This window comes from Pseudomonas sp. AFG_SD02_1510_Pfu_092 (assembly GCF_003331055.1).
Classification (GTDB): Bacteria; Pseudomonadota; Gammaproteobacteria; order Pseudomonadales; family Pseudomonadaceae; genus Aquipseudomonas.
Genome location: NZ_PUQD01000021.1, coordinates 1 through 25,136 on the forward strand (window position 1 = coordinate 1; position 25,136 = coordinate 25,136).

The 25,136-nt window shown below is 64.4% G+C and carries 24 protein-coding genes; 6 read left to right on the forward strand and 18 right to left on the reverse strand.

The genetic code is table 11. The features are described from left to right. The first annotated feature begins 293 nt into the window (after positions 1–293). Entirely contained in the window at positions 294–1,511 is a 1,218-nt protein-coding gene (locus C6A77_RS11550; RefSeq protein WP_062573059.1) for an argininosuccinate synthase, read from the forward strand. Positions 1,512–1,589: 78 nt separating this feature from the next. Here the strand turns inward: C6A77_RS11550 and C6A77_RS11555 are convergent, their stop codons facing one another. Continuing rightward, complete coding sequence (locus C6A77_RS11555) at positions 1,590–2,063, reverse strand: hypothetical protein (RefSeq protein WP_114169586.1); 474 nt, start codon at positions 2,061–2,063, stop codon at positions 1,590–1,592. A gap of 370 nt (positions 2,064–2,433) precedes the next feature. Between C6A77_RS11555 and C6A77_RS11560 the strand changes: the two genes are divergently transcribed. Further along, a complete protein-coding gene (locus C6A77_RS11560) occupies positions 2,434–3,057 on the forward strand; it encodes a response regulator transcription factor (protein ID WP_114169587.1) in 624 nt (207 codons plus the stop codon). 56 nt (positions 3,058–3,113) lie between these two features. Here the strand turns inward: C6A77_RS11560 and C6A77_RS25720 are convergent, their stop codons facing one another. The 7 genes from C6A77_RS25720 to metG form a co-directional block, all read right to left on the reverse strand. Further along, the gene (locus C6A77_RS25720) at positions 3,114–3,290 is read right to left on the reverse strand and encodes a hypothetical protein (RefSeq protein ID WP_164497668.1); all 177 of its coding nucleotides are present in this window, start codon (positions 3,288–3,290) and stop codon (positions 3,114–3,116) included. Between the two features lie 104 nt (positions 3,291–3,394). Beyond that, positions 3,395–4,033 carry an endonuclease III gene (gene nth, locus C6A77_RS11565; protein WP_114169588.1) on the reverse strand — a complete coding sequence of 213 codons (639 nt, stop codon included), beginning with the start codon at positions 4,031–4,033 and terminating at the stop codon, positions 3,395–3,397. A 4-nt stretch (positions 4,034–4,037) separates the two neighbouring features. Continuing rightward, positions 4,038–4,562 (reverse strand): NADH:quinone oxidoreductase, encoded by a 525-nt coding sequence (locus C6A77_RS11570; protein ID WP_114169589.1) that lies wholly within the window; start codon positions 4,560–4,562, stop codon positions 4,038–4,040. After that, positions 4,555–5,157, reverse strand: coding sequence for an RnfABCDGE type electron transport complex subunit G (locus C6A77_RS11575; RefSeq protein WP_114169590.1), 603 nt, complete (start codon positions 5,155–5,157; stop codon positions 4,555–4,557). The genes C6A77_RS11570 and C6A77_RS11575 overlap by 8 nt, the downstream gene beginning before the upstream one ends. Continuing rightward, positions 5,154–6,128: an RnfABCDGE type electron transport complex subunit D gene (locus tag C6A77_RS11580; RefSeq protein WP_114169591.1), complete on the reverse strand. Its 975-nt coding sequence runs from the start codon at positions 6,126–6,128 to the stop codon at positions 5,154–5,156. The genes C6A77_RS11575 and C6A77_RS11580 overlap by 4 nt, the downstream gene beginning before the upstream one ends. Then, positions 6,125–6,673 carry an Rnf-Nqr domain containing protein gene (locus C6A77_RS11585; RefSeq protein ID WP_114169592.1) on the reverse strand — a complete coding sequence of 183 codons (549 nt, stop codon included), beginning with the start codon at positions 6,671–6,673 and terminating at the stop codon, positions 6,125–6,127. The genes C6A77_RS11580 and C6A77_RS11585 overlap by 4 nt, the downstream gene beginning before the upstream one ends. An 84-nt stretch (positions 6,674–6,757) precedes the next feature. Continuing rightward, on the reverse strand, positions 6,758–8,797 hold the full coding sequence (metG, locus tag C6A77_RS11590; RefSeq protein ID WP_114169593.1) for a methionine--tRNA ligase: 2,040 nt from the start codon (positions 8,795–8,797) through the stop codon (positions 6,758–6,760). A 158-nt stretch (positions 8,798–8,955) separates the two neighbouring features. Between metG and apbC the strand changes: the two genes are divergently transcribed. Beyond that, positions 8,956–10,050, forward strand: a complete 1,095-nt coding sequence (gene apbC, locus C6A77_RS11595; RefSeq protein ID WP_114169594.1) for an iron-sulfur cluster carrier protein ApbC — start codon at positions 8,956–8,958, stop codon at positions 10,048–10,050. Between the two features lie 186 nt (positions 10,051–10,236). Here apbC and C6A77_RS11605 read toward each other — a convergent pair whose 3' ends face one another. Beyond that, positions 10,237–10,446 carry a cold-shock protein gene (locus tag C6A77_RS11605; protein WP_003254922.1) on the reverse strand — a complete coding sequence of 70 codons (210 nt, stop codon included), beginning with the start codon at positions 10,444–10,446 and terminating at the stop codon, positions 10,237–10,239. Positions 10,447–10,774: 328 nt separating this feature from the next. Here C6A77_RS11605 and dcd point away from each other — a divergent pair, with 328 nt between their 5' ends. Together dcd and C6A77_RS11615 are read left to right on the forward strand one after the other, a co-directional pair. After that, positions 10,775–11,341: a dCTP deaminase gene (gene dcd, locus C6A77_RS11610; RefSeq protein ID WP_003254920.1), complete on the forward strand. Its 567-nt coding sequence runs from the start codon at positions 10,775–10,777 to the stop codon at positions 11,339–11,341. 93 nt (positions 11,342–11,434) lie between these two features. Next, complete coding sequence (locus tag C6A77_RS11615) at positions 11,435–11,662, forward strand: hypothetical protein (RefSeq protein WP_114169595.1); 228 nt, start codon at positions 11,435–11,437, stop codon at positions 11,660–11,662. Between the two features lie 6 nt (positions 11,663–11,668). Here the strand turns inward: C6A77_RS11615 and pdeM are convergent, their stop codons facing one another. From pdeM to C6A77_RS11650, 7 genes are all read right to left on the reverse strand, one after another. Beyond that, positions 11,669–12,322 carry a ligase-associated DNA damage response endonuclease PdeM gene (pdeM, locus tag C6A77_RS11620; RefSeq protein WP_114169596.1) on the reverse strand — a complete coding sequence of 218 codons (654 nt, stop codon included), beginning with the start codon at positions 12,320–12,322 and terminating at the stop codon, positions 11,669–11,671. Further along, positions 12,319–14,772 (reverse strand): ligase-associated DNA damage response DEXH box helicase, encoded by a 2,454-nt coding sequence (locus C6A77_RS11625; protein WP_114169597.1) that lies wholly within the window; start codon positions 14,770–14,772, stop codon positions 12,319–12,321. Before C6A77_RS11625 ends, pdeM begins: the two co-directional genes overlap by 4 nt. A 67-nt stretch (positions 14,773–14,839) precedes the next feature. Next, positions 14,840–15,955, reverse strand: coding sequence for a succinylglutamate desuccinylase/aspartoacylase family protein (locus C6A77_RS11630; RefSeq protein WP_114169598.1), 1,116 nt, complete (start codon positions 15,953–15,955; stop codon positions 14,840–14,842). A 223-nt stretch (positions 15,956–16,178) separates the two neighbouring features. Continuing rightward, on the reverse strand, positions 16,179–17,837 hold the full coding sequence (locus C6A77_RS11635) for an ATP-dependent DNA ligase (protein ID WP_114169599.1): 1,659 nt from the start codon (positions 17,835–17,837) through the stop codon (positions 16,179–16,181). After that, positions 17,834–18,850, reverse strand: a complete 1,017-nt coding sequence (locus C6A77_RS11640) for a ligase-associated DNA damage response exonuclease (protein WP_114169600.1) — start codon at positions 18,848–18,850, stop codon at positions 17,834–17,836. The genes C6A77_RS11635 and C6A77_RS11640 overlap by 4 nt, the downstream gene beginning before the upstream one ends. Before the next feature lie 272 nt (positions 18,851–19,122). Further along, complete coding sequence (locus tag C6A77_RS11645) at positions 19,123–21,564, reverse strand: penicillin acylase family protein (RefSeq protein WP_114169601.1); 2,442 nt, start codon at positions 21,562–21,564, stop codon at positions 19,123–19,125. 84 nt (positions 21,565–21,648) lie between these two features. Then, the gene (locus C6A77_RS11650) at positions 21,649–23,022 is read right to left on the reverse strand and encodes a PLP-dependent aminotransferase family protein (protein ID WP_114169602.1); all 1,374 of its coding nucleotides are present in this window, start codon (positions 23,020–23,022) and stop codon (positions 21,649–21,651) included. Between the two features lie 155 nt (positions 23,023–23,177). On the opposite strand from C6A77_RS11650, the gene C6A77_RS11655 reads away from it, so the two are divergent. After that, a complete protein-coding gene (locus C6A77_RS11655) occupies positions 23,178–24,374 on the forward strand; it encodes an MFS transporter (RefSeq protein WP_114169603.1) in 1,197 nt (398 codons plus the stop codon). 60 nt (positions 24,375–24,434) lie between these two features. On the opposite strand, the gene C6A77_RS11660 is transcribed toward C6A77_RS11655, so the two are convergent. Both C6A77_RS11660 and C6A77_RS11665 read right to left on the reverse strand, forming a co-directional pair. Continuing rightward, the gene (locus tag C6A77_RS11660) at positions 24,435–24,644 is read right to left on the reverse strand and encodes an SEC-C metal-binding domain-containing protein (RefSeq protein WP_114169604.1); all 210 of its coding nucleotides are present in this window, start codon (positions 24,642–24,644) and stop codon (positions 24,435–24,437) included. 6 nt (positions 24,645–24,650) lie between these two features. After that, complete coding sequence (locus tag C6A77_RS11665; protein WP_114169605.1) at positions 24,651–25,136, reverse strand: LEA type 2 family protein; 486 nt, start codon at positions 25,134–25,136, stop codon at positions 24,651–24,653.

Sequence of the window (25,136 nt, forward strand, 5' to 3'; positions counted from 1 at the left end):
GCCTCGCCCGCTCCCTCCCGCCCCCCCGCCCCCCCCCCCCCCCTTCCCCGCCCCCGCCCCCCCCCCCCCCGCGCGGGCGGCGCTCGATCTTACAGGCGCTGAACTGCTGAAGGCATGCACCTTGTGGCCCTGATGCAACTTCAAGGCATGCACCCCACATCATCTAACCAACCGCCCGTCGCCTTGGCGAAAGTTCCTGTCGCTTTGTCGTCAGAAGCTGTCGCCCCACTGTAATTTTATCCGCAACGCCGTTAGAATCGACGCCTTTCCGTACAACCCCGTGGAGTGATGGCATGGCGGACGTAAAAAAGGTCGTACTGGCGTATTCCGGCGGCCTTGATACTTCGGTGATTCTCAAGTGGCTGCAGGATACCTACAACTGCGAAGTGGTGACCTTCACCGCTGACCTGGGTCAGGGCGAAGAGGTCGAGCCGGCCCGTGCCAAGGCCCAGGCGATGGGCGTCAAAGAGATCTACATCGACGACCTGCGCGAAGAGTTCGTGCGCGATTTCGTGTTCCCGATGTTCCGCGCCAACACCGTCTACGAAGGTGAGTACCTGCTGGGTACTTCCATCGCTCGTCCGCTGATTGCCAAGCGCCTGATCGAAATCGCCAACGAAACCGGTGCAGACGCCATTTCCCATGGCGCCACCGGCAAAGGCAACGACCAGGTGCGTTTCGAACTGGGCGCCTACGCCCTGAAGCCAGGCGTCAAGGTCATTGCGCCGTGGCGTGAGTGGGACCTGCTGTCCCGCGAGAAGCTGATGGACTACGCCGAGAAGCATGGCATCCCGATCGAGCGCCACGGCAAAAAGAAATCGCCGTACTCGATGGACGCCAACCTGCTGCACATCTCCTACGAAGGCGGTGTCCTGGAAGATACCTGGACCGAGCACGAGGAAGACATGTGGCGCTGGAGCGTCTCGCCCGAGAACGCCCCGGACCAGGCTACCTACCTCGAGCTGACCTACCGCAATGGTGACATCGTTGCCATCGACGGCGTCGAGAAGACCCCGGCCACCGTGCTCGCCGAGCTGAACCGTATCGGTGGTGCCAACGGCATCGGCCGCCTGGACATCGTCGAGAACCGTTACGTCGGCATGAAGTCGCGTGGCTGCTACGAGACCCCTGGCGGCACCATCATGCTCAAGGCCCACCGTGCCATCGAGTCGATCACCCTGGACCGCGAAGTCGCTCACCTGAAGGATGAGCTGATGCCGAAGTACGCCAGCCTGATCTACACCGGCTACTGGTGGAGCCCGGAGCGTCTGATGCTGCAGCAGATGATCGACGCTTCGCAGGTCAACGTGAACGGCGTCGTGCGCCTGAAACTGTACAAGGGTAACGTCACCGTGGTTGGCCGCAAGTCGGACGACTCGCTGTTCGATGCCAACATCGCCACCTTCGAGGAAGATGGTGGTGCCTACAACCAGGCAGACGCTGCCGGCTTCATCAAGCTCAATGCCCTGCGTATGCGCATTGCTGCCAACAAGGGCCGCTCGCTGCTCTGATTGCAGGCCAGGGCCATGCAAACCCCGGCTCAGGCCGGGGTTTTTTTTACCTGTTGAAAACGTGGGCGTTCAACTGCATCAGTTCGTGACATCTTCCTCCAGCGGGCTCAGCGACAGCTGTGCGCATTGGCGTTTATCCAGGTTGCAAAAGCGCCATGTTCTCGGCGTCTGCGGCGGTTGTGCAAGTGCGAGCAGAAGTTGTCGTTCCATCAGGCGATAGGCATCGGGCCCGGAGAACATGATCGTTACAGGCTCGGCATGTAGGGTCTCGCTGGATCCATGGGGCATGGCCGGTGTCGTCAAGGTACTTGGTAGGGAAGGGGTGTCGTCTACTGCTTCCTTCAAAAATGGGCTGTAGAACGACTTGTAATTGAAGTTCAGTGTCAGGAAGAACAGTGCTGTCAGAAAGAACGGAAAACCCACCAGGAACCAGGTATAGAGTTTCTGACTGGATTCGCTGAGAAATGGCAAGGTCGCAAGTGCCGAGGCTTCGATAATCCCCGCGAAGATCGCAACGATCGTCAGTGGGGCCACAGGTTGTGTTTGGCTCATGAGGGCTTTCTCCTGCGTTTTCGCCTATTTTCCCCTACCGTGGCACTCAACTTAAGACTGGAATTTTTCCCGGGCTAGGAATTATCGTGATCGGGCGTGGTTGCGATGTTTTTTCGACCTTGTCGAATTGAAGTATTCTTTGGCAGTTGACTGATTTTCAACTCGTGCGAGCTGCGCAGTAAGTGTTAACTTTTTTGCCGTTAAATAGGAAGTTTGTTGTTACAAGTGCAGTAGTTGTTTGTAGGAAATTTCCGTAAGTGTCGTAGGTTTATTCTGTTCATGTATTTCGTGGCCAAAACGTCGCGCCAGCACACGTTCTGTCGGTTATCTTGGCGTGCCAAAGCCAAAACAATGAATGAATGGATATCGCATGAATAAAGTGCTTATCGTGGATGATCATCCGGTCATACGCCTGGCCGTACGCATGCTGATGGAGCGGCATGGGTATGACGTCGTGGCGGAAACCGATAATGGGGTGGCTGCGCTGCAGCTGACCCGGCAACACCTGCCGGATATCGTGGTACTCGATATCGGTATTCCGAAACTGGATGGCCTGGAGGTGATCGCTCGCATGACCACCTTCAGCCCGGCCAGTAAGGTGCTGGTGCTGACATCGCAGGCGCCTGGCAACTTCTCGATGCGCTGCATGCAGGCGGGGGCGGCGGGGTATGTGTGCAAGCAGCAAGAGCTCACCGAACTGCTCAGTGCCATCAAGGCCGTGCTGTCGGGCTACAGCTACTTCCCCAACCAGGCCCTGCATGCATCACGCGGCCGGTCAGGCGGGAGCGAGACGGAAATGGTCAACCGCCTCTCTGCGCGCGAGATGACAGTGTTGCAGCAGCTGGCGCGAGGGCGCTCGAACAAGGAGATTGCCGACAGCATGTTCCTCAGCAACAAGACCGTCAGTACCTACAAGTCGCGCCTGTTGCTCAAGCTCAATGCCCGGTCGCTGGTCGACCTGATCGAGCTGGCGCAACGCCAAGGGCTGAACTGAACGCCAGGCCGTAAAGCCTCCGACCAGGAGGCTTTGCCGGGGCTGCGATTTTCGGGCTACAGGTCGTAGTCGAAGTCGGCCAGCTGCTTCTGCAGGCGCCTTTCTTCCAGCATGTTGTCGATGGTGCGGCGTTTGCTCAGGTTGGTCTTTGCGGTTTCTACCTGGGGTTCCGCTTCCTCTTCTACGGCAACAAAATCATCTTCGATCGACAGGTCGTCTTTATCGCTACTCATGAGTCGCTCCAAGCCAAGGGGCCATTGGCCGTCCTTATAACCAGAAAGCAGACGCTGGTAAAAAAGATTTTTTCAATCGCAGCGGGCGGTTTTTGTCTATCGGCTCAATCGTCGCAGGTCTTGTGCTTGTACTCGCACAAGTCTTCGATCCGGCAGCTGCCGCAGCGGGGCTTGCGTGCCTGGCACACATAGCGCCCGTGCAGGATCAGCCAGTGGTGGGCGTCGAGCAGGTAATCTTTTGGTACGAACTTGACCAGCTTTTTCTCCACTTCCAGCACCGTCTTGCCTGGCGCAATGCCGGTGCGGTTGCTTACCCGGAAAATGTGCGTATCCACGGCCATGGTCGGCTGGCGGAACGCCGTGTTCAGCACCACGTTGGCGGTCTTGCGGCCCACGCCGGGCAAGGCCTCCAGGGCTTCGCGGGTTTGCGGGACCTGGCTGCCATGTTGTTCGATCAGCAACCGGCAGGTCTCGATGACGTTCTTGGCCTTGCTGTTGTACAGGCCGATAGTCTTGATGTACTCGCTCAGCCCTTCGACGCCCAAGGCATAAATCGCCTCGGGGGTGTTTGCGACCGGGAACAGGCGGGCGGTGGCCTTGTTGACGCCGACATCGGTGGATTGCGCAGACAATGTAACGGCGACCAGCAGTTCGAACGGGGTGGTGTAGGCCAGCTCGGTCTTTGGCTCGGGGTTGTCTTCGTGCAGCCTGCGAAAGATCTCCAGGCGTTTGGCGGCATTCATGAAATCAGCGCTTTCCTTGACGACGTGGTTGGGCGGGGCCCGGACGCAGGCGATTGTACAAGGCCAACAGCAGTCCGAGCAGTAGCAATGCGCCGGGCGCCAGGCTGGCCAGATGCAGGCCGGCGCTTTCAGCCAGCCATTGGCGGCTGGCACCGAGCAGCAGGCAGCTGGCAAGCAGCGCGCAAAGGTGCCCGACGAGCCGGCGCCAACGCCCGTGCTCGGGCAGCAACTGGTCAGTGATCAGGCATGGCAGGCACAGCAATAGCGGGTAGTGACCCAGGGCGAGTGCCAGTGGCAGCCACCAGGCACGCAGGGCCAGCTGCAGGCAACTGGCCAGGGCTGCCAGCAGCAGCAGGCTGGCCAGCACGTAGCTGCAACCGGCCAGCCGCTGGCGAAGGGGGGCCATCAACAATTGGTGAAGGCTACCCATCAAAACCGCGCACACGCCGATGGTGGCACCTTCGCTCAGTGTCCGAGTGGCGCCCAGCAAAGACACGAGGTTTGCGCCCAGCAGATACAACCTATTCATGCGCGGCGTCCTCCAGCAGCACGTTGCGCTGCTCGTCGAAGTAGCTCAGCGCTTCCTGTAGGGCGGCAATCACCGCTCGCGAGGTCACGGTCGCCCCGGCCAACTGGTCAAAATCGCCGTGGTCACGCTTCAGTGCCCAGTGATCGCCCAGTTGGCGGTTGGCAAATTGCTCCAGCCAGTTAACCTTCCTGTCACCCAGGCGTGCGCCCAGGCCGGGGCTTTCCCGTTGCTCGACCACCTGGCTACCGATCAGCCGGCCGTCTGCGGCAATCGCCACGCTCAACACGATCGGCCCGGTATAGCCCTGGGTCTGGGTGAGCAGGATGACGGCGGTCGGCCTGCCCGCCAGCGTGGCCCGATAAGCCGCCAGAATGCGGCTGTTTGGCCGCTGTGCGGCAGGCTTGGGCAGCGGGCTGTCGAGTGGCTGGTTGTCGTAAGTGCCTTCAGGCAGCATCGCCAGTCGCTGGCGGCTTTGCAGTTGCCTTTCGGCATCGTTGATGGCGGTGCTGGTCCAGTGTCGCCAGCCCAGCGTGGCAGACAGCCCGAGTGCCGCGATCAGCAGCACCAGGCCCGCATCGCGCACCAGGCGCCTCATCTGGCCACCTGCTGGCGCTGCACGGCCAGGCGTTCGAGGCTCGGCGTCATCAGGTTCATCAGCAGGATGGCGAACGCCGTGCCGTCCGGGTAGCTGCCCCAGGTGCGGATCAGGTAGATCAGCAGGCCAGCCCCCAGGCCGAAACCCAGCTTCGCCCATTGCTGCCTCGGGCCGGATACCGGTTCGGTGGCAATGAAAAACGCGGCCATCATGGTCGAGCCGGAAAACAGGTGCAGCAAGGGCGAACCGTTGGAATCCGAACCCGAACCGTTCCAGGCCAACAGGCTGCACAGCAACAGCCCTGCCAGCAAACCCGCCGGTGCATGCCAGCTGATCACCTTGCGCTGCAACAGGAACAGGCCACCGAGCAGGAATGCCAGGTTGCTCCATTCGCTGCCTCGCCCGCCGACAGTGCCGAAGCCGGGGTGGCTGGCGAACAGTTCATCGATGGTCAGGCTGCGGTTGTGGCGCAGGCCGTCGAGCAGTGTCGGGCTGGCCCAGGCATCGATTTGCTCACCGCCGGCGAACACCTGTTGCAGGCTGTCGAGCAGGCCGGGTGTATGCCCCGGCCAATGGTTCATCTGCAACGGGAAGCTCAGCAGCACGAAGGCGTAGCCGACCATGGCCGGGTTGAACAGGTTGCGCCCTACGCCGCCAAAGGCCTGCTTGCCGATACCGATGGCGACGCAGGCGGCGACCACCGGCAACCACCAAGGGGCCTGGGTGGGCAGGGCGGCAGCCAGCAGCACGGCGGTCACCAGCGCGCTGCCGTCGTTCAGCGCCATGCTCACCGGCTGTGCTCGCAAGTGAAGCAACAGTGCTTCGCACAGCAGGGCAGCGCAGGTGCACAGCAACAGGTTCAGCAGCAAACCCCAGCCGTGCAGCCAGAACAGCGTCAGCAGGCCCGGCACGCAGGCCAGCAACACCAGGCCCATGCTGGTGCGTAGCCGCGGATCGGGCTTGCTGCTCATTGGCTGAACAGCCCGTTGAAGCCGGAAAACGCCATGGCCATCACCCCGGCACCGAGCAGTTCGATCGGCAGGCCGTGCAGCGCGGCGGGGATGTCAGCATGGGTACTGCGCTGGCGCAGGTCGGCGAACAGGACCAGCGCCAGCCAGAAGCCGCAGCCGGCCAACAGGGCTTGCAGCAGCGTGGTAAGCCAGGTGCTGTCGTCGCTTGCCTGTTGCAAGGCCAGCCCCAGTACGGTCGCGTTGCCCAACAGCAGCGCTGGCAACTCCGCCTCGGGCCAGGTCGGGCGCCACTGGGTCAGCAGCCAGGGCAGGCCCCGGGCGAGCAGGGCCAGCCACGGCAGCAACAGGAACAGTTTCAGGTCTTCAAGCTGCAACGGGGCAAGCACCCCGCGCATCAGCAGCGCGGTGCCGAGCACGCCCAAGGCGATGCACAGGGCGCAGGCGAAGCCGTGCACATGCAGCTGCAGCCGGGAGGGTGGCTGCCGTCGCAGGCACAGGTGGTTGACCAGCGCGGCGCTGATCAGAACCAGAAGGTAATCGCTCATGAAATGACGATAGCCGGGAATCGGGGCGATTGTCCGGTAAAGGGGGTGCACGCCGGGGCCGCCAAGCAGCCCCGGCAGGTCCGGTTACTTGATGCGCTGGCCAGGCTTGGCGCCGCTGTCCGGGCTCAGCAGGTAGATTTCCTCGCCGCCAGGGCCGGCTGCCATGACCATGCCTTCGGACACGCCAAAGCGCATCTTGCGAGGCTTGAGGTTGGCCACCATCATGGTCAGGCGGCCTTCCAGCTGGGACGGGTCGGGGTAGGCCGACTTGATGCCGGAGAACACGTTGCGGCGCTCGTCACCGATGTCCAGGGTCAGTTGCAGCAGCTTGTCGGCACCCGGCACGGCTTCGGCCTTGACGATCAGCGCCACGCGCAGGTCGACGGCAGCGAAGGTGTCGAACTCGATTTCCGCCGACAGCGGGTCCTTGGCCAGCTCGCCATTACCGGCCGGGGCCTTGGCTTCGGCGGCCAGCAGGTCTTCCTTGCTGGCGGCGACCATGGCTTCGACCTTGGCCGGCTCGATGCGGCTCATCAGTGCCTTGAACGGGTTCAGCGTGTGGTTTTCCAGGCGCGACAGGTGGTCGTTCCAGGTCAGCGGCGCCACGTTGAGGAAGGCTTCGGCATCGGCGGCCAGCACCGGCAGCACCGGCTTGAGGAAGATCACCAGCTGGCGGAACAGGTTGATGCCCTGGGCGCAGATGGCCTGCACTTCTTCCTGCTTGCCTTCCTGCTTGGCCAGCGACCATGGGGCCTTGTCGGCGATCCACGCGTTGGCGCGGTCGGCCAGGGCCATGATTTCGCGCATGGCGCGGCCGAAGTCGCGCCCTTCATAGGCGTCGGCGATCGACGGGGCTGCCGCCAGGAACGCTTCGGTCAGCTCCGGTGCGGCGTCGCCAGCGACCATCACGCCTTCGTTGCCCTTGTGGATGAAACCGGCGCAGCGGCTGGCGATGTTGACCACCTTGCCGACCAGGTCGGAATTGACCTTCTGCACGAAGTCTTCCAGGTTCAGGTCCAGGTCATCGACGCCACGGCCCAGCTTGGCCGCGTAGTAGTAACGCAGGTACTCCGGCTGCAGGTGGTCGAGGTAGGTGCGCGCCTTGATGAAGGTGCCGCGCGACTTCGACATCTTCGCGCCGTTCACCGTCAGGTAGCCGTGCACGTTGACCGCGGTCGGCTTGCGGAAGCCGGCGCCTTCGAGCATGGCTGGCCAGAACAGGGCGTGGAAATTGACGATGTCCTTGCCGATGAAGTGGTACAGCTCGGCCTTCGAGCCTTCGTTCCAGAACGCGTCGAAGTCCAGCTCGGGGCGGCGGGCGCAGAGGTTCTTGAAGCTGGCCATGTAGCCGATCGGCGCGTCCAGCCACACGTAGAAGTACTTGCCTGGCTCGCCCGGGATCTCGAAGCCGAAGTACGGCGCATCGCGGGAGATGTCCCATTCCTGCAGGCCCGAATCCAGCCACTCGGCCAGCTTGTTGGCTACTGCATCCTGCAACGTGCCGCTGCGGGTCCACTGCTGCAGCATGGCCTGGAAGTCCGGCAGTTTGAAGAAGAAGTGCTGGGAATCACGCAGCACCGGTGTGGCACCGGAGATGGCCGACTTGGGGTTCTTCAGCTCGGTGGGCGCGTAAGTGGCGCCGCATTTTTCGCAGTTGTCGCCGTACTGGTCTTCGGCCGCGCACTTGGGGCAGGTGCCCTTGATGAAGCGGTCGGCAAGGAACATGCCTTTTTCCGGGTCGAAGTACTGGGTCACCGAACGGGTGGCGATGTGCCCGGCTTCACGCAGGCGGCCGTAGATCAGGCTCGACAGCTCGCGGTTTTCTTCGCTGTGGGTGGAGTGGAAGTTGTCGAAGTCCACCAGGAAGTCGGCGAAGTCGCTGCTGTGCTCGGCCTGGACGTTGGCGATCAGCTGTTCCGGGGTGATGCCTTCCTTCTCGGCGCGCAGCATGATGGCCGAACCGTGGGCGTCGTCGGCGCAGACGTAGATGCACTGGTTGCCGCGCAGCTTCTGGAAGCGGACCCACATGTCTGTCTGGATGTACTCGAGCATATGGCCAAGGTGAATCGAACCGTTGGCATAGGGCAAGGCGCTGGTGACGAGAATCTGACGTGGCTCGGACATGGTGGCTCGGCTACTTATCTGGCGACGGGGTAAAAATGAGGTTGATCGGCCACTATAAAGGGCTGGCGAAGATATTTCACCCCGCATGCGCATCTGCTGACGATTGACGGGTTAGGATAGGCGCCTGTTCTACATTCAGTTTGCCAATGGGAGTGTCCATGAGTGCCGTCACCCGTGCCGCCGTCGAAGGCGTGCTTCGCCAGTACACCGACCCTTACCTGAACCAGGACCCGGTCAGCGCCGGTTGCGTGCGCGCCATCGATATCCAGGGCGGGCAGGTCAGCGTGCAGTTGCAGCTGGGTTATGCCGCAGGGTTGTTCAAGCACGGCTGGGCGCAGGTGCTGCAGACCGCCATTGGCAACCTTGAAGGCGTCAGCGGTGCCCAGGTGTCGATCGACTGCGTGGTGGCCGCGCACAAGGCCCAGGCGCAGGTGCCGGCCATGGCCAATGTGAAGAACATCATCGCCGTGGCCTCGGGCAAGGGTGGCGTGGGCAAATCGACCACTGCGGCCAACCTGGCCCTGGCCCTGGCGCGCGAAGGCGCGCGGGTAGGTATCCTCGATGCCGACATCTACGGCCCCAGCCAGGGCGTGATGTTCGGCATCGCCGAAGGCACCCGCCCGCAGATTCGCGAGCAGAAGTGGTTCGTGCCGATCAAGGCCCACGGTGTGGAAGTCATGTCCATGGCTTTCCTCACCGATGACAACACGCCCATGGTCTGGCGCGGCCCGATGGTATCGGGTGCACTGCTGCAACTGGTGACCCAGACCGCCTGGGACGATCTGGACTACCTGGTGATCGACATGCCGCCAGGCACTGGGGACATTCAGCTGACCCTGGCGCAGAAGGTGCCGGTAGCCGGTTCGGTGATCGTTACCACGCCGCAGGACCTGGCCCTGCTGGATGCCCGCAAGGGTGTGGAGATGTTCCGCAAGGTCAACATTCCGGTGCTGGGTGTGGTCGAGAACATGGCCGTGCACATCTGCTCGAACTGCGGCCATGCCGAGCACCTGTTCGGTGAAGGTGGTGGTGAGAAGCTGGCCAGCCAGTATGGCGTCGACCTGCTGGCATCGCTGCCGTTGTCGATGCTGATTCGCGAGCAGGCCGACAATGGCAAGCCGACCGCCATCGCCGAACCGGAAAGCCAGATTGCCATGGTCTATCAGGAACTGGCCCGCCAGGTAGGGGCGCGGATCGTGCTGCAGGAAGCGGCGGCGCCGGCGATGCCGAGCATTACCATCAGCGAGGATTGACTTGGCAGACCGCGTCGCTCTTTTCGCGGGCTTGCCCGCTCCCACAGGTCGGGCGCAGCACTTGAAGCTCGTGCCATCCCTGTGGGAGCGGGCAAGCCCGCGAAGCAGGCGACTCGGTCTTTCTCTCAGGCATAAAAAAACCCGCCAGAAGGCGGGTTTTTTTGAAAGCTAAAAAGCTCGATCGACTTAGGCGATCTGAACTTCTTCAGCCTGCATGCCTTTCTGGCCGCGGGTAGCGACGAAAGTAACAGCCTGGCCTTCTTTCAGGGTTTTGAAGCCGTCAGCTTGGATGGCTTTGAAGTGCACGAACAGGTCGTCGCCCGACTGAGGGGTGATGAAGCCGTAGCCTTTCTCATCGTTGAACCACTTAACAACACCGGATTGACGGTTGGACATTTTTCTGTCTCCTTGGACAATTTGATAACGGTCAGGAAAAACCCTGGCCGGGACTGAGCGCAAAGAGAGCAGAAAATTCAGCGATGGGCCGATCAGGATCGTGCATCAAACTAGATATTCTCGGTGTCACGTGCAGCACAGTGGCAACACCTTACCCCACTTTCCGCAACCTGCCAATGGTCAGAAGCCGCTTTATGCAAATTCGGATCGACGGCGGCTGCAGCCCCCGCCCGGCGCGGGATGTGGCATGGAACTTTAACCTGGGCGCCGGGACCGGTAAGATGCGCCTCACGATTTTCACCTCGCAACTCTCTCAGGACACCCCGCCATGAGCATCAAATCGGACAAGTGGATTCGCCGCATGGCGCAGGAACACGGCATGATCGAACCGTTCGTCGAGCGCCAGGTGCGCGGCGAGCAGGACAACCGGGTCATCTCCTTCGGCGTCTCCAGCTACGGCTACGATGTGCGCTGCGCCGACGAATTCAAGGTGTTCACCAACATCAACTCGGCCACTGTCGACCCGAAGAACTTCGATGCCGGCAGCTTCGTCGACATCAAGAGCGACGTGTGCATCATCCCGCCGAACTCCTTCGCCCTGGCGCGCACCGTCGAATACTTCCGCATTCCGCGCGATGTGCTGACCATCTGCCTGGGCAAGAGCACCTATGCCCGTTGCGGCATCATCGTCAACGTCACCCCGCTCGAGCCCGAGTGGGAAGGCCACGTGACGCTGGAATTCTCCAACACCACCACGCTGCCGGCGAAAATCTACGCCAACGAGGGTGTGGCGCAGATGCTGTTCCTGCAGTCCGACGAAGAATGCGAAGTGTCCTACAAGGACCGTGGCGGCAAGTATCAGGGCCAGCGCGGCGTCACCCTGCCACGTACCTGATCCGACAAGCGCGGGGAATTCCCCGCGGCTTTGGCACTCCATAGGATTAACGCCGGTGCGCATGATGCGCAGCGGCCTTGTCAGGAGCAGCCAATGAAACTCCATCCCGCAATCAGTGCCAAGCTGGCAGTCCTGCAGCCCAACCACGTCGGGTTGCTGCCATGGTCACTGCTGGCGCACCCGCTGCCGATGCAGGCGGGGGGCGTGCCCCACCAGCCTGACCCCGATACGCCGCAACCGGCGGAGCCGGGCGAAACACCCCCCATGGAACCGGGCGAGCCGACCTTGCCGGACGAGCCGCCGCCAGCGCCTGTGGCCTGAGCGCCGCTAAAGCGGCCAGACGCGTCCTGCCCCGGCCAGGTACACCCGGCCGGCAGCGCTGGGCGCGATTTCCCAACCCCCGGTGAATTCACCGAACGCCGGCAGCAGGCTGACCTGGCCATCGATCAGAAAGCAGGGCAGTCGCAGGCGCTGACGCGCCTTGCCGCGCAGGACGAACACCGGGTGTACATGGCCTGCCAGTACCGGATGAGTTGGGTGAGGGGTGGGTTCGTGCTGCAGTGCGAACGGCGCCAGCAGCCAAGGTTCCTCCACCACTTCGATACCAAGCGATAGCGGCGGATCGCCGGCGTTGTGATCGTGATTGCCGCGAATCAGCACGATTTTCAGGTTTTCGTGGTGTTCCCGCCACGCCTGCAGCCTGGCCAGCGTTGCCGGCGCCCGCGCGGTGCGTGCATGCAGAAAGTCGCCCAGAACGATCAGTTGCTCGCAATCATGCGCCGCCAACAAGGCATCCAGCCGGGCGAGTGTCGCTTCGGTGGTGCCGCGTGGTACCGGTTGGTGCAGGGCACGGTAGCTGGCCGCCTTGCCGATGTGCACATCGGCGACCAGCAGGGCGCGGCGTGATGGCCAATAGAGCGCCTTGTCCGCAAGCAGCCAGAGCACCTGGCCACAGTGTTCGATGGCTAAAGGCTCGGTCATGCGCCACCGCCCGCCGCGCTTTCCAGTTCCGCAACCATCCGCGCAATCCGGTCCGCCAGTTTCTCGGTGCTCAAGGTTTCGCGCATGCCTTCCACCAGCAAGGCGAACGCCAACGGCCCGGGCCGCTGCAGCGGTCGCAGCTCCAGGCGTAACCGCGCCATTTTCAGCAGTTGCCGACGCAGCCGCTCGATTTCCAGCTCTTCGTTCAACACTTCGTCTCGCGCCTGGCCCAGCAGCAGGTTGTCAGCGTCATGCTTGCGGAATACCTCGTAGAACAACCCGCTGGAGGCCTGGATCTGCCGCAGGCTTTTTTGCGCCGCCGGATACCCGCCAAACACCAGGCCGGCAATCTGGGCGATTTCGCGAAAGCGCCGCAGCGCCATTTCCCCCGCATTGAGGCTGGCCAGCACATCGTCCAGCAGATGTTCGCTGGTAAGCGCCTGCGGCAGATGCGTCGCCCAATCGACGTTGCCGGGGCTGAGCAATTCGAACCCATAGTCGTTGACGGCAATCGACACCGACAGCGGCTGTACCCGGCTCACCCGCCAGGCAATCAGGTTGGCCAGGCCAAGGTTGGCCATGCGCCCGGCGAACGGATAAAGGAACAGGTGCCAGCCCTGGCGCGACTTGAAGGTCTCTGCCAGCAGCGTGTTCGGCGCGGGCAGCGCCGACCATTGCGCCTGCAAGGCCAGCAGAGGCCGCACTGCGCGCATTTCCGGGCCGTCGAAACGCCCTTGCGCTGCTGCGCCAAGCTGTTCGACCAGGGCATCGGCCAGTTCGCTGGAGAGCGGCATGCGGCCACCATTCCAGCGTGCTACTGCTGCCTTGCGCGCGCTGCTGCGGCGCACGTAGGCGGTCATGTTTTCCACACGTACCAGTTCCAGCACGCGCCCGGCGAAGACCAGGGTATCGCCTGGGCGCAAACGGGCGATGAACGCCTCCTCGACGCTGCCCAGCACTTTGCCGCCACCGCCCTTGCTCCAGTATTTGAGTTGCAGGCTGGCGTCGCTGACGATGGTGCCGATGCTCATGCGGTGGCGGCGCGCCAGGCGTTCGCTGGCAACCCGGTAAACGCCGTCGGCGTGGCGCTCGACCCGCTGGTAGTCCGGGTAGGCGCTGAGCGAGCTGCCCCCATGGCAGACGAAATCCAGCGCCCATTGCCACTGGCTGTCGCGCAACTCACGGAAGGCCCAAGTGCTGCGCACCTCTTCGAGCAACGATTCGGCGCGAAAGCCGCTGCCCAAGGCCATGCTGACCAAGTGCTGCACCAGCACATCCATGCACAGGCGCGGCGACTGCCGGGCCTCGATATGCCCGGCCGCCAGGGCCTGCCTGGCGGCGGCGGCTTCCACCAGTTCCAGGCTGTGGGTGGGTACCAGGGTAATCCGCGAGCGTCGCCCCGGCGCGTGGCCCGAGCGCCCGGCGCGCTGCATGAGGCGGGCGATGCCTTTGGCAGAACCGATCTGCAGTACGCGCTCCACGGGCAGAAAGTCCACGCCCAGGTCCAGGCTGGAGGTACAGACCACCGCTTTCAGGCTGCCCTGCTTGAGGGCGCGCTCGACCCAGCCGCGGGTTTCCCGGGCCAGGGAGGCGTGATGCAAGGCAAGCAGTCCGGCCCAGTCGGGGCGTGCCTCGAGCAGGGCCTGATACCATAGCTCGGCCTGCGCGCGGGTGTTGGTGAACACCAGGCAACTGCTGCTGGCGTCGATCTCCCGGCTGACCTGGTCGAGCATCTTCAGGCCCATATGCCCGGCCCAGGGGAAGCGCTCGATGGCCACCGGCAGCAGCGTGTCGACCAGCAGCGGCTTGTCTTGCCTGCCCTGCACCAGCAAGCCGCCCTGTGGCAGCAGCACATCCAGCGCATGTTCGAGGTTACCGAGGGTGGCAGACAGGCCCCAGGTGGGCAGGCCCGGGTGCCAGCGGCGCAGGCGCGCCAGGGCCAGTTGCAGTTGCACCCCGCGCTTGTTGCCCAACAGTTCGTGCCATTCGTCCACCACCACCAGGCGCAGCGTGGCGAAATCTTCGCTGGCCTGTGCCCGGGTCAGCAACAGCGTCAGGCTTTCCGGCGTCGTCACCAGCACGCTGGGCAGGCGCCGTGCCTGCCGGGCGCGTTCGGCACTGCCGGTATCGCCGCTGCGTACGCCCACGTTCCACGGCAGGCCAAGCTCGTCCAGTGGCGCCTGCAGGGCGCGGGCGGTGTCGGTTGCCAAGGCCCGCATGGGCGTGACCCACAGCACCTGCAACGGCGCAGCCTGGCGCCCCTGGCCTTGTGCTTTGAACGCGCGCAGTGCGGCGAGCCATACCGCATAGGTCTTGCCGGCGCCGGTACTGGCATGCAGCAGGCCGGACTCGCCCCGTGCCACGGCGGCCCAGACACGGCGCTGGAACGCGAAAGGCTTCCAGCCACGCATGGCTAACCAGGCCTTGGCGAGGTCGGGGGCAGCGGGCATGAGGCATGAGGTCCTTTGGAGGCTGTGTGTCTACAGACCACCAGCCAGGTGCAATGGTTTTACCGGATCAGTTGGCCAGCAGGTAGCCGCTGCGGCACACCTGCTCGCCGGCGACATGGGCAACGACCATGCCTGCGGTGGCCATGCGCCGTACGTTGCGCGCATACAGCAGGCCGGGCTGGCTGTTGCGGATGGCGGTGACCCGGTCGCTGAGCGGGTCGATGACTTCAGCGATCAGCTGGCCCGCCTCCAGCTGCTGGCCCGGCCTGGCGTGGTACACCAGCAACCCGCCCAGCGGCGCCACCAGCGGTTCGACGGCTGCCAGCGGGGTTGCCGCGCCGCGCAAGGCGGGCAAGGCCGGGCTTGCACCTGCGATGACCCCGGCATGGGTCAGGAAGTCGAGAATCGCCTGGCAGTCCTTGCCGGCCAGGTCATGGCTGACATCCGCCTGGCCGCGCAGTTCGACGGTCACCGAGCAGCAGCCCAGCGGGATCGGAAAGCGCTTGCCGAAGCGTTGCTGCAACTGCCACCAGACCAGGCTGAAACACTCGTCGAACGACTGCCCGCCCGAGTCCGTGGCCAGCAGGCTGGCCTGGGCCCCCAGGTAGCGGGCCAGCGGTTCGATCTGCGGCCAGGCGTCTGGCGTGGTGTACAGGTGTTCGACCGCCTCGAAGTCGCAATGCAGGTCCAGCACCATGTCGGCATCGCAGGCCAGGCGCTGCAGGATCAGGCGCTGCGCCTGCAGCGGCGTGCGCACGGGGTGTGCGTCCAGCCCCCGGCGCAGGTATTCACGGATCAGCGCCAGGTTGTGCGCCGGGTCCTCGCTCAGGTGAGGTTCGATCTGGTCGCCGATGCTGTCCGACAGGTCGACGAAGTTACGGTTGAAGTTCTCCCCGCTTTGCAGTTCGAAACGCCCCAGCGGCGCGTCCAGCAGCACCTGCTCCAGGCCAACCGGGTTGGCCACCGGAACCAGGATGATCTCGCGCTGCAGGCGGCCCTGCTGTTCCAGTTCGCCCAGGCGACGCTTGAGGTGCCAGGCCACCAGCATGCCCGGCAGTTCGTCGGCATGCAGCGAGGCCTGGATATAGACTTTGCCGCCACCGCGGGGGCCGAAGTGGAAGCTGTGCAGTTGGCGGCTGATGCCTGGCACGGGGGAGAGCAGGTCGTGGGTGGAATGGTGCATGGTGGTCCTGGGTGCGTGGCGAAAACGGTCTGCGACACGGGTCGGCACAAAGATAGAAGCACAGTTTGCGGCCTTGCGCCTGCATCGGCGCCCTTCTGACCGCCGCGCTGGCCTCTTCGCGGGTAAACCCGCTCCCACAGGTCATGCACAAAAGCCGGGTTTTGTACGATCCCTGTGGCAGCGGGTTTACCCGCGAAGCAGCCAGCACGGTCCAGAAATTGTTTCAGGCCAGCAGCGCCTGCAGGGTAGCCAGGTCATCCGCTTCCTCCACCGGCTTGTCCAGCCGCCAGCGCAGCATGCGCGGAAAGCGCACGGCAATGCCGCTCTTGTGCCTTTTCGACAGGGCGATACCTTCGAAGCCCAGCTCGAATACCAGCGTCGGCGTCACGCTGCGCACCGGCCCGAAGGTTTCAACCGTGGTCTTGCGGATGATCGCATCGACCTTGCGCATCTCTTCGTCACTGAGCCCCGAATACGCCTTGGCAAACGGTACCAGTGAGCGCTCCGGGGTACCGGCTGGCGCATCCCACACGGCAAAGGTGTAGTCGCTGTACAGGCTGGCCCGCCGGCCGTGGCCGCGCTGGGCATAGATCAACACGGCATCGACGCTGAACGGGTCGATCTTCCATTTCCACCAGGTGCCCATGTCCTTGGTGCGACCCACGCCATACAAGGCCTCGCGCTGCTTCAGCATCAAGCCTTCCACACCCAGGCTGCGCGACTGTTCGCGCTGGCGGGCAAGCTCGGCCCAGTCCGCGCCTTCGAGCAGCGGCGAGAGCAACACTGGCGCCAATGGGTGCGCTTCAAGCAGCTGTTCCAGCTGGCGGCGGCGGGCATGCTGTGGCCGGCTGCGCCAGTCCTCGCCTTGCCACTCCAGCAGGTCGTAGGCTTGCAGCACGACCGGCGCCTCGCTCAGCAGCTTCTTGCCGAGGGTCTTGCGGCCCAGGCGCTGCTGCAACAGGGCGAAGGGCTGGACCGCCAGTTCAGCCGGTGAGGCGCCAGGCTTCCATACCAGGATTTCGCCATCCAGAACCACGCCGTCGGGAAGCGTCTGCGCCAGGCTGTGCAGTTCGGGGAAGCGCTCGGTAACCAGTTCCTCACCGCGCGACCACACCCAAAGCTGGCCGTCGCGCTTGACCACCTGGGCGCGAATGCCGTCCCACTTCCACTCGATCTGCCAGTCGCTCGGCGGCCCGAGCTGCGCATCGAACTGTTCGGCGGCCACTTGCAGGGGGTGGGCCAGAAAGAACGGGTAAGGCTGGCCGCCTCGCTGGCTATGTTCAGCGTCTGATTCTGCGGCGATCAAGCGTTGGTAGCTGGCGGCCGTGGGGCGGTGGCTGATGTCGGTGTAACCCACCAGGCGCTGGGCGACACGCTTGGCATCCAGCCCGGCCAGTTGCGCCAGGGCGCGGGTGACCAGCAGCTTCGATACGCCCACGCGAAAGCTGCCGGTGATGAGTTTCAGGCACAGCATCAGGCTGGGCCGGTCCAGCCGGGCCCACAGCGGCGGCAGGCGTTGCTGGATGTCCTCGACCGGCAGCCCGCGCAACGGCAACAGGTGGGCTTCGACCCAGTGGGCGAGGCCTTCGTCGCTCGGCTGATGGCTTTCCGGTACCAGCAGGGAAATGGTTTCGGCCAGGTCGCCAACGGCCTGATAGCTTTCCTCGAACAGCCAGTCAGGCAGCCCCGCCAGGCGCCCGGCCAGCTCCCGCAGCACACGCGTAGGCACCAGTTGCCGAGGACGCCCACCGGCCAGGAAGTACACTGCCCAGGCGGCATCCGCCGCCGGTGCGCTGGCGAAGTAGTCGCGCAGGGCCTGTAACTTGGCGGTGCTCGAGGTGGTCGCATCCAGCCGCAGGTACAGCTCGGCGAACGCTTTCATGCGCCTGGCTCCGTGGCGACAACGTCATCCTCCTCGCCGTACTCGGTGACGAAGGCGCGGGCGTCGAGGCCCTGTTCATTGAGATAGCGCACCAGCACATTGACCGAGCCATGGGTGACCATCACGCGTTCGGCGCCGGTCTGGCCGATGGCCCAGAGCAATCCCGGCCAGTCGGCATGGTCCGAGAGCACGAAGCCGCGGTCCACCCCGCGCCGCCGGCGCGTGCCGCGCAACAGCATCCAGCCACTGGCGAAGGCATCGCTGTAGTCGCCGAAACGGCGCATCCAGCTGCTGCCCCCGGCCGATGGCGGGGCCAGAATCAGCGCCTGGCGCAGCAGTGGGTCGTTGCGCGGGATATCACCGGCGTAGCGGGTTTCTGGCAAATAGACGCCAGCTTCCCGATATACCCGGTTCAGCGGCTCGACTGCGCCATGCACGAGAATCGGGCCAATGCTGGCGTCCAGCCCGTGGAGGATCCGCTGGGCCTTGCCGAACGCGTAGCAGAACAGCACGCTGGCTTTGCCCTGTTCGCAGTTGGCGCGCCACCAGGCATTGATCCCGGCGAAAATCTCGCCTTGGCTGGGCCAGCGGTAGATGGGCAGGCCGAAGGTCGATTCGGTGATGAACGTGTGGCAGGGCACCGGTTCGAACGGTGTGCAGGTGCCGTCGGGCTCGACCTTGTAGTCACCGGATGCGACCCAGACCTCGCCCTGATACTCCAGGCGCACCTGCGCCGAACCCAGTACATGCCCGGCCGGGTGCAGGCTCAAGGTAACGCCATGGTGCAGCAGGCGTTCGCCGTAGGGCAGGGTCTGCAAATTGATGTCCTGGCCGAGGCGGCTGCGCAGGATGCCGGCGCCAGGGCTGGCGGTCAGGTAGTGGCCATTGCCGATGCGCGCATGGTCGCCGTGGCCATGGGTGATCACAGCTCGGTCCACGGGCCGCCACGGGTCGATATAGAAATCACCGGGCGGGCAGTACAGGCCTTCGGGGCGGGCGATGACGAGGTCCATGGCAAGGGCGCTGGTTTGGAGTTACCAGTTAGGAACCATGGTAGGGGAAGGAAGTTCGACCGAGAGATGGTTGGGCTGCCCCGCGCTGTGCTCAAAACCTGCGCAATCCCTGTGGGAGCGGGCAAGCCCGCGAAACAGGCGGCGCAGTGGATGGCACGGGCTTCGCCCGTGTTCGCGGGCAAGCCCGCTCCCACAGGGATTGCGCATGGCTTGAGGTTGGCGCGGTCAAGGTGGTGGCTTGCTGGCGACGGCCCCAACACTGACGAAGCTGTTCACCTGCCTGGCACCAGGGTCAACCGCTGGCTGCCATACGCCCGCCCGAAGTTCTGCTGCTGCAGCGGCAGGCTCATGAAACGCCCTTTGAACCAGGCGTCCAGCCCGTCGCTGTAATGCGCGCTGGCCGGGTTCCCGGATTGCCCGCTGCTGGTCAGCACCTGCAACGGCTCGGCCTGGCCGAAGTCGACGATCATCCGCGCCGAGGCCGGCAGCCGGGTGTCGAAGTCGTTGCCCCAGGCATAGGGCGTCAGGGCCAAGGTCGTGAAATCGCCGCCGGCGGCCAGCGGCGAACGGCTGGTGGCATCGCCCAGGCCGTAATAGGCCGCTGCCGGCCAGCGGTACTGGTGCAGCTTGCCCCACTGCCAGGCGCGGCGGTCGGCGCCCAGTTGCGCGGTACCGGCGTCCACGGCAGCCGCCAGGCTGCGGGCGAGAATGGCTGGCTTGTCTTCTGTCTGCGCGGTGTTGCGGTCATCCCAGAACGGGCTGTCGTCACGGCCCAGCAGGTGATCCGCCTGGGCCGAGAACGACAACCGTGCGTTGCTGACGAACGCCTGCCAGGCTGGGCTGGTTTCCGGCCCCAGGTCGTCGAGGAAGGTTTGCCGCGCCACTTCCTGAAGGAACAGCTGGTACAGGGCAGCATCCGCCGACACCGGGCTCAGGCGCCCGTCGAACGCCTTGAGCCGGGCCAGCGCGTCGCGCGCCTTGTCCCGCTGCGCGGCAGGCAGGGCGTCGATGGCCTGCTTGAGCGGCTGGGCCATGCCGGGGGCATCGAACATCAGCTTGAGCTTGTCTGCCAGCAGGGTCACCTGGTCGTTCTGCATGGCCATCAGGCTGCGGCTGTCATGGCGGCCATTGCCGGCCAGCTGGCCCAGGCGCTCGGCGCGCTCGGGGTAGTACCAGCTGCTGGACAGCTGCATGCCATAGCCGCGCGGCAGGCTGCGCTGGTTGGCGTGGCCGATCCAGCCGGCCGGTGGGTCCTGGTCGTAGGGGTGCAGCATCGGGTCGGCATAGCCGTCCCAGTCGTAGCGCCCGTCCCAGCCGGGCGAGGGCAGCAGGCCCTGGCCTTCGCGGCGGTTGGGGTAGCGGCCACTGACTTGCCAGCCGATATGCTCGGGCTCGGCGAAGACGAAGTTGAGGGCGGCGGCGGTCACTTCGCGGGTGCTGTCGAAGGCACGTTCCACGTTCTGGGCGCGGGTCAGGTCGAACAGCGCATCCAGGCTGCGGTCGCCCTTGAACTGCGGCAGGTTCAGCGCCAGGCCCAGGCTGGCCTTGCCTGGCTGGGCCAGCAGGGTGCCGTGGCGGGTGTCGTACATCACCTCGCGCAGCGGGCGCTGGCCGCGAACGAAGAAGGTTTCGCTGCGGGCGCGGGCGGGCAACCATTTGCCGTCGGCCAGGTAGGTGATCTGGTTGCCCTGGTGACGCAGTTGCTCCAGGTACAGGTCCTGGTTGTCGGCCATGACCGCGCTGGCGCTCCAGGCCAGCTTGCCGTTGTAGCCGGCCAGCACGATCGGCAGGCCTGGCAACGACAGGCCGGCGACCTGGTACTTGCCGGTGTGGATCTGCATCGGGCTCAGGGCCCAGGCGGCGCGGCTGTCGCTGGCCAGCAAGCTTTTGCCGCTGCGGCTGCGCTGCGGCGCCAGGGCCAGGTTGGCCGAGCCCGGGCTGCCCAGCAGGTCGAGGTCGGCGAGTTTCTGGCTGGCGGCGGCCAGGGCCGACAGCCCCGGCAACTGGCTGGCCAGGTTCAGGCCCTTGAGCTTGTCCACCTCTGCTTCGGCCAACGGTTCGTCCGGGGCGGCGGGCAACAGCCAGGCCAGCTTGTCGCTGCCGGCTTTCTGCGCCAGCACCAGGGCGCTCAGTTCTTCCTGCAGGTTCACTGACTGGCTGAAGGCGTACAAGCTGAAGATCAGCGCCGAATCCTCGGGCTTCCAGTATTCCGGGCGATAGCCACTGCTGGCCAGGCCGGCGGGCAGCTTGTCGCGATAGCGGAACAGGTAGGCGTTGACCCCGCGCGCATACACCTCGAAAAAGCGCTTGAGCCGTGGCGATGCCTCGGCGTACTGCTGGGCCGCGCTCTGCTTGAGGTTGGCCGCACGCATCAGGCGGTCGATATCCAGCGCATCGCTGCCGGCCAGTTCGGCAAGGCGACCTTGAGCCAGCAGGCGCATGGCGACCATCTGCTCGATGCGGTCGCTGGCGTGTACATAACCCAGGCTGAACAGGGCGTCATGGAAGCTGCTGCTCTCGATCAGCGGCGCGCCCATGGCGTTGCGCCGTACCGAGACGTTCTGCGCCAGGCCCTTGAGCGGCTGCACGCCGCTGGACGGTGGCACGCTGCTCTGGGAGCCGCCCGTCTGGCAGCCGGCCAGCCCGAGCATGCCGAGTAGCGTGGCAGCGGTAGCGAACCGCAGGCGGAAGGGAGGAAAGGCGGGGGCGGCCATGACAAGGCTCCTGCAAGGCGTGGCGGGTTTGCAAAGGCGCTAAGGTAGTGAGCGCGCAGGCGCCATGCAAGGTCCCCGGGCGCTTTATTTGCCGGCGCCGGTTGAAACCTGGAAGTGCTCGGCCACGGCGTCGGAAAAGTGCGTGCAATTGATGCGCGCATGGCGCTGGTAGTCACGGCCGACCGCGAACGCCGAGCCTGGCATCAACAGCACCTTGTGCTGCTCCAGCCTGTGCATGAACGGCCGCAGGTCGGCCAGGTCGGGGTGGTAGACCCACAGGAACATGCCGCCTTGCGGGGTTATGTCGAACTGCCAGCCGCGCGCCAGCAGCAACCGCTGGGTCTGCACCTGCTGGCGGATCAGGCGTTGTTGCAGGTCTTTCATGTGCCGGGCATAGGTGCCATCGGACAGGATGGTGTTGACGAAGCGTTCGCAAAACGCCGGGACCGCAACGCAGGTCAGCAGCTTCAGGCGCGTCAGCGGCTCGATCAGTTCTGTCGAGCAGGCGATGTAGCCCACGCGCAAAGAGGCGGACAGGCACTTGGAGAAGCTGCCGATGTAAATGACCCGGTCCAGGTTGTCCAGTTCGGCGAAGGTCTGGCGCACGCCGGGGCTGAAGTCGCCATAGACATCGTCCTCGACCACGAAGAAGTCGTGCTCCACCGCCAGGCGCAGCACGCTGAAGGCATTGTGCGGGGTGATATTGCCGCCGGTCGGGTTGTGCAAGGTACTGTTGCAGAAGAATGCCTTGACCTTGTGCCTGGCCAGGTGGTTTTTCATGTCCTCCACATCCGGCCCGTCCTGGGTGCGGCGCACGCCGACCACATGGCCGCCGGCCAGCTGGATCAGCTTGATCAGGTTGCCGTTGCCGGGCTCGTCGACGAACACGTGGTCGCCAGGCTTGATCAACAACCGCGCCACCAGGTCGAGTGCCTGCGTGGCGCCCAGCGTGGTCAGCAACTGGCCTGGCCGGGCATCGACCCGGGTCAGGCGTTTCAAGTGCACGCACAACTGTTTGCGCATGGGCAGGTAGCCCTGGATGTCGCCATATTCCGCCAGCGAACTCTGTTCCAGGCGCGCGGTGCGTCGAATCGCCTTGGCCAGCAGCTCGGTATCGCGCCAGGCGGGTGGCAGCCAGCCGCTGCCCAGCTTGGTGTAGTGCTGGCCACCTTGCAGCAGCTTGAACAGCGGGTCGCCGGCCATGCCTGCGGGCGCATCCAGGGCGTCGCTATCCACCACGCCGGTTGGCCGGGCATGGCTGGCGACGAAATAGCCGCGGCCGGGAATGGCGGTCAATACGCCTTCGCTGACCAGCCGGGCATAGCTGGAGACGACATCGTGATAACTGCAGTCGGCCGCTGCTGTCAGCTTGCGGATCGACGGCATACGCTGGCCAGGAAGCCATTCACCCGCTTCGAGGCGTTGTTTCAACTGTTCGTGAAGGCTGTGCGGGCGCATGGCAGGTCCAGCAGCTGTTAGAAAAAACACCCTAACAGTTAACGGGAAAGCGCGTCGACTGTTCGTTTTTCGCGGCGCAGCAGATGCGACCATGGGTTTGTCGGCACTTTTCACCGTGCTGAAAACTGACCCTCGTCTACCGTGAGCACACGCCCATGACCCGTACCCTTCCGCGGCGCACGTATCTGTATTTCACCGCGCAATCGATCAACCTGACGACTGCGGTCATGTCCGTGACCATGGCCGCCATCGTCGGTGCGGCGCTGGCACCCGCCAGCACCTGGTCCACGGTGCCCTACGGTTTCCAGTTTCTGTGCCTGATGCTGGCCACCTATCCGGTGTCCAGGCTGATGAGCCGTATCGGCCGCAAACGCGCCTTCATGCTTGGCTCGATCCCGCTGGCGGTGTCTGGCATCAGCGGTTACCTGGCCGTGCGCTACCAGCACTTTCCTGCCCTGGTGTTCAGCCATTCGGCGTTGGGCATCTACATTGCGTTCGCCAATTTCAACCGCTTCGCGGCTACCGACAACCTTGAGCAAAGCCTGAAGCCCAAAGCGCTGTCACTGGTCGTCGCGGGCGGGGTCATCGCTGCCGTGGTCGGCCCGGCGCTTACCGAGTGGCTGCGAGATGTGGGCGGCTACCCACTGTTTTCGCTGTGCTACGCCGCTTTTGTCGGCCTGGCGGCGATGTCGCTGCTGATCGCGGCCTGCCTGCCCGGCGATGGCGCACAGGCAAGCCAGCCGCGCGCCGCGCAATCGGCCGGTGCCGCCTCGCAGCCGCTTGGCCCGGTGCTGGCCGTGGCCATGGCGGTTGCTGCGTTGGGCTACGGCATCATGAATTTGCTGATGATCCAGGCCTCGATGCACATGAAGCACATGCATGAGGACTTTTCCGACGTTCGCCTGGCGATCCAGTGGCACGTGATCGCCATGTTCGCCCCGTCGTTCTTCACCGGCGCCATCATTCACAAGCTGGGGATCAGGGCCACCATCTGCGTCGGCCTGGGGCTGCTGATCGGCTGCACGGCGATGAACCTGTGGTCGCACAGCTACGCGATGATGAGCGTGTCGCTGATAGCCCTCGGCCTGGGCTGGAACCTGACCTACGTGGGCGGCGGCGCGCTGCTGGCGCAAACGCTGCAGAACAGCCCGCTGGCGATGCAGATACAGGGCAAGAACGACCTGGCGATTGCGCTGTTGGCGACGGTTGGTGCATTCAGCCCGTCGCTGTTGCTGGGCACGGTCGGCTGGGCCGGCACCAATGCCATCTGCATGACCTTGTGCATCGTGCTGCTGCTGGCCAGCGCCGGGTTACTGCAAAGCAAGGTCTCAGAACCGGTTCGGGCCAGCTAGGCGCCGAGGCCCGCCCAGCCACAGCGCGCCCCGCAGCCGGGACGCGCGGCGCTGCTCACGTCAGGCGCCGTGGCACTTCTTGAATTTCTTTTGGCTACCGCATGGGCACGGGTCGTTACGGCCAACGTCCTTCAAGGCGTTGCGTACCGGCTCCTGGTGGCCATGGTTGCAGTGTGGGCCGTGGACATGGCCATGATCGTGGTGGTGATCGTGGTCGTGGTCGTGGTCGTGGTTGCAATCAGGGCCATGAACGTGGGGTTGCTGGGACATGCAGGGTTACTCCGGGTTGTAATCGCCGGGGATTATCTCACCACTGCGCGACAAGTGCAGGTCCCGATGGATGAGTAACCCGGTCGCCAGCTCGCCCTGCAGGTGGTAATGCAGCGGCTGCCCGCTTTTCAGCAGCTTGGCCAAGGGTTTCAGGTGCTGCCACAGGTTGGTCCGGGCAGTGATCTTGAAGGTCCGCCGGGCATGCCCGCCGACACTGCGCCAGACGCTGGTTTCATCCTGCACCAGCAGCAGGTCATTGAGGCGGATGGCATAGGACAGGTTGCGGATGAACAGGCGGCTGTCATTGGGGTTGTCGACCCGCAGGTGCAACACGAACTCCTGCTCCATCAACCTGGCCTTGACGGTTTCCACCTCGACCAGGTGCACCTCGGGTTGGCGCCAATCGTCACCGCCCCAGCTGGCGCAGCCCGCCAGCAGTGCCAGGCAGGTCAGCAACGTGCCGAACAGTAGCGGGCGGGCGCGGGCGCTCAT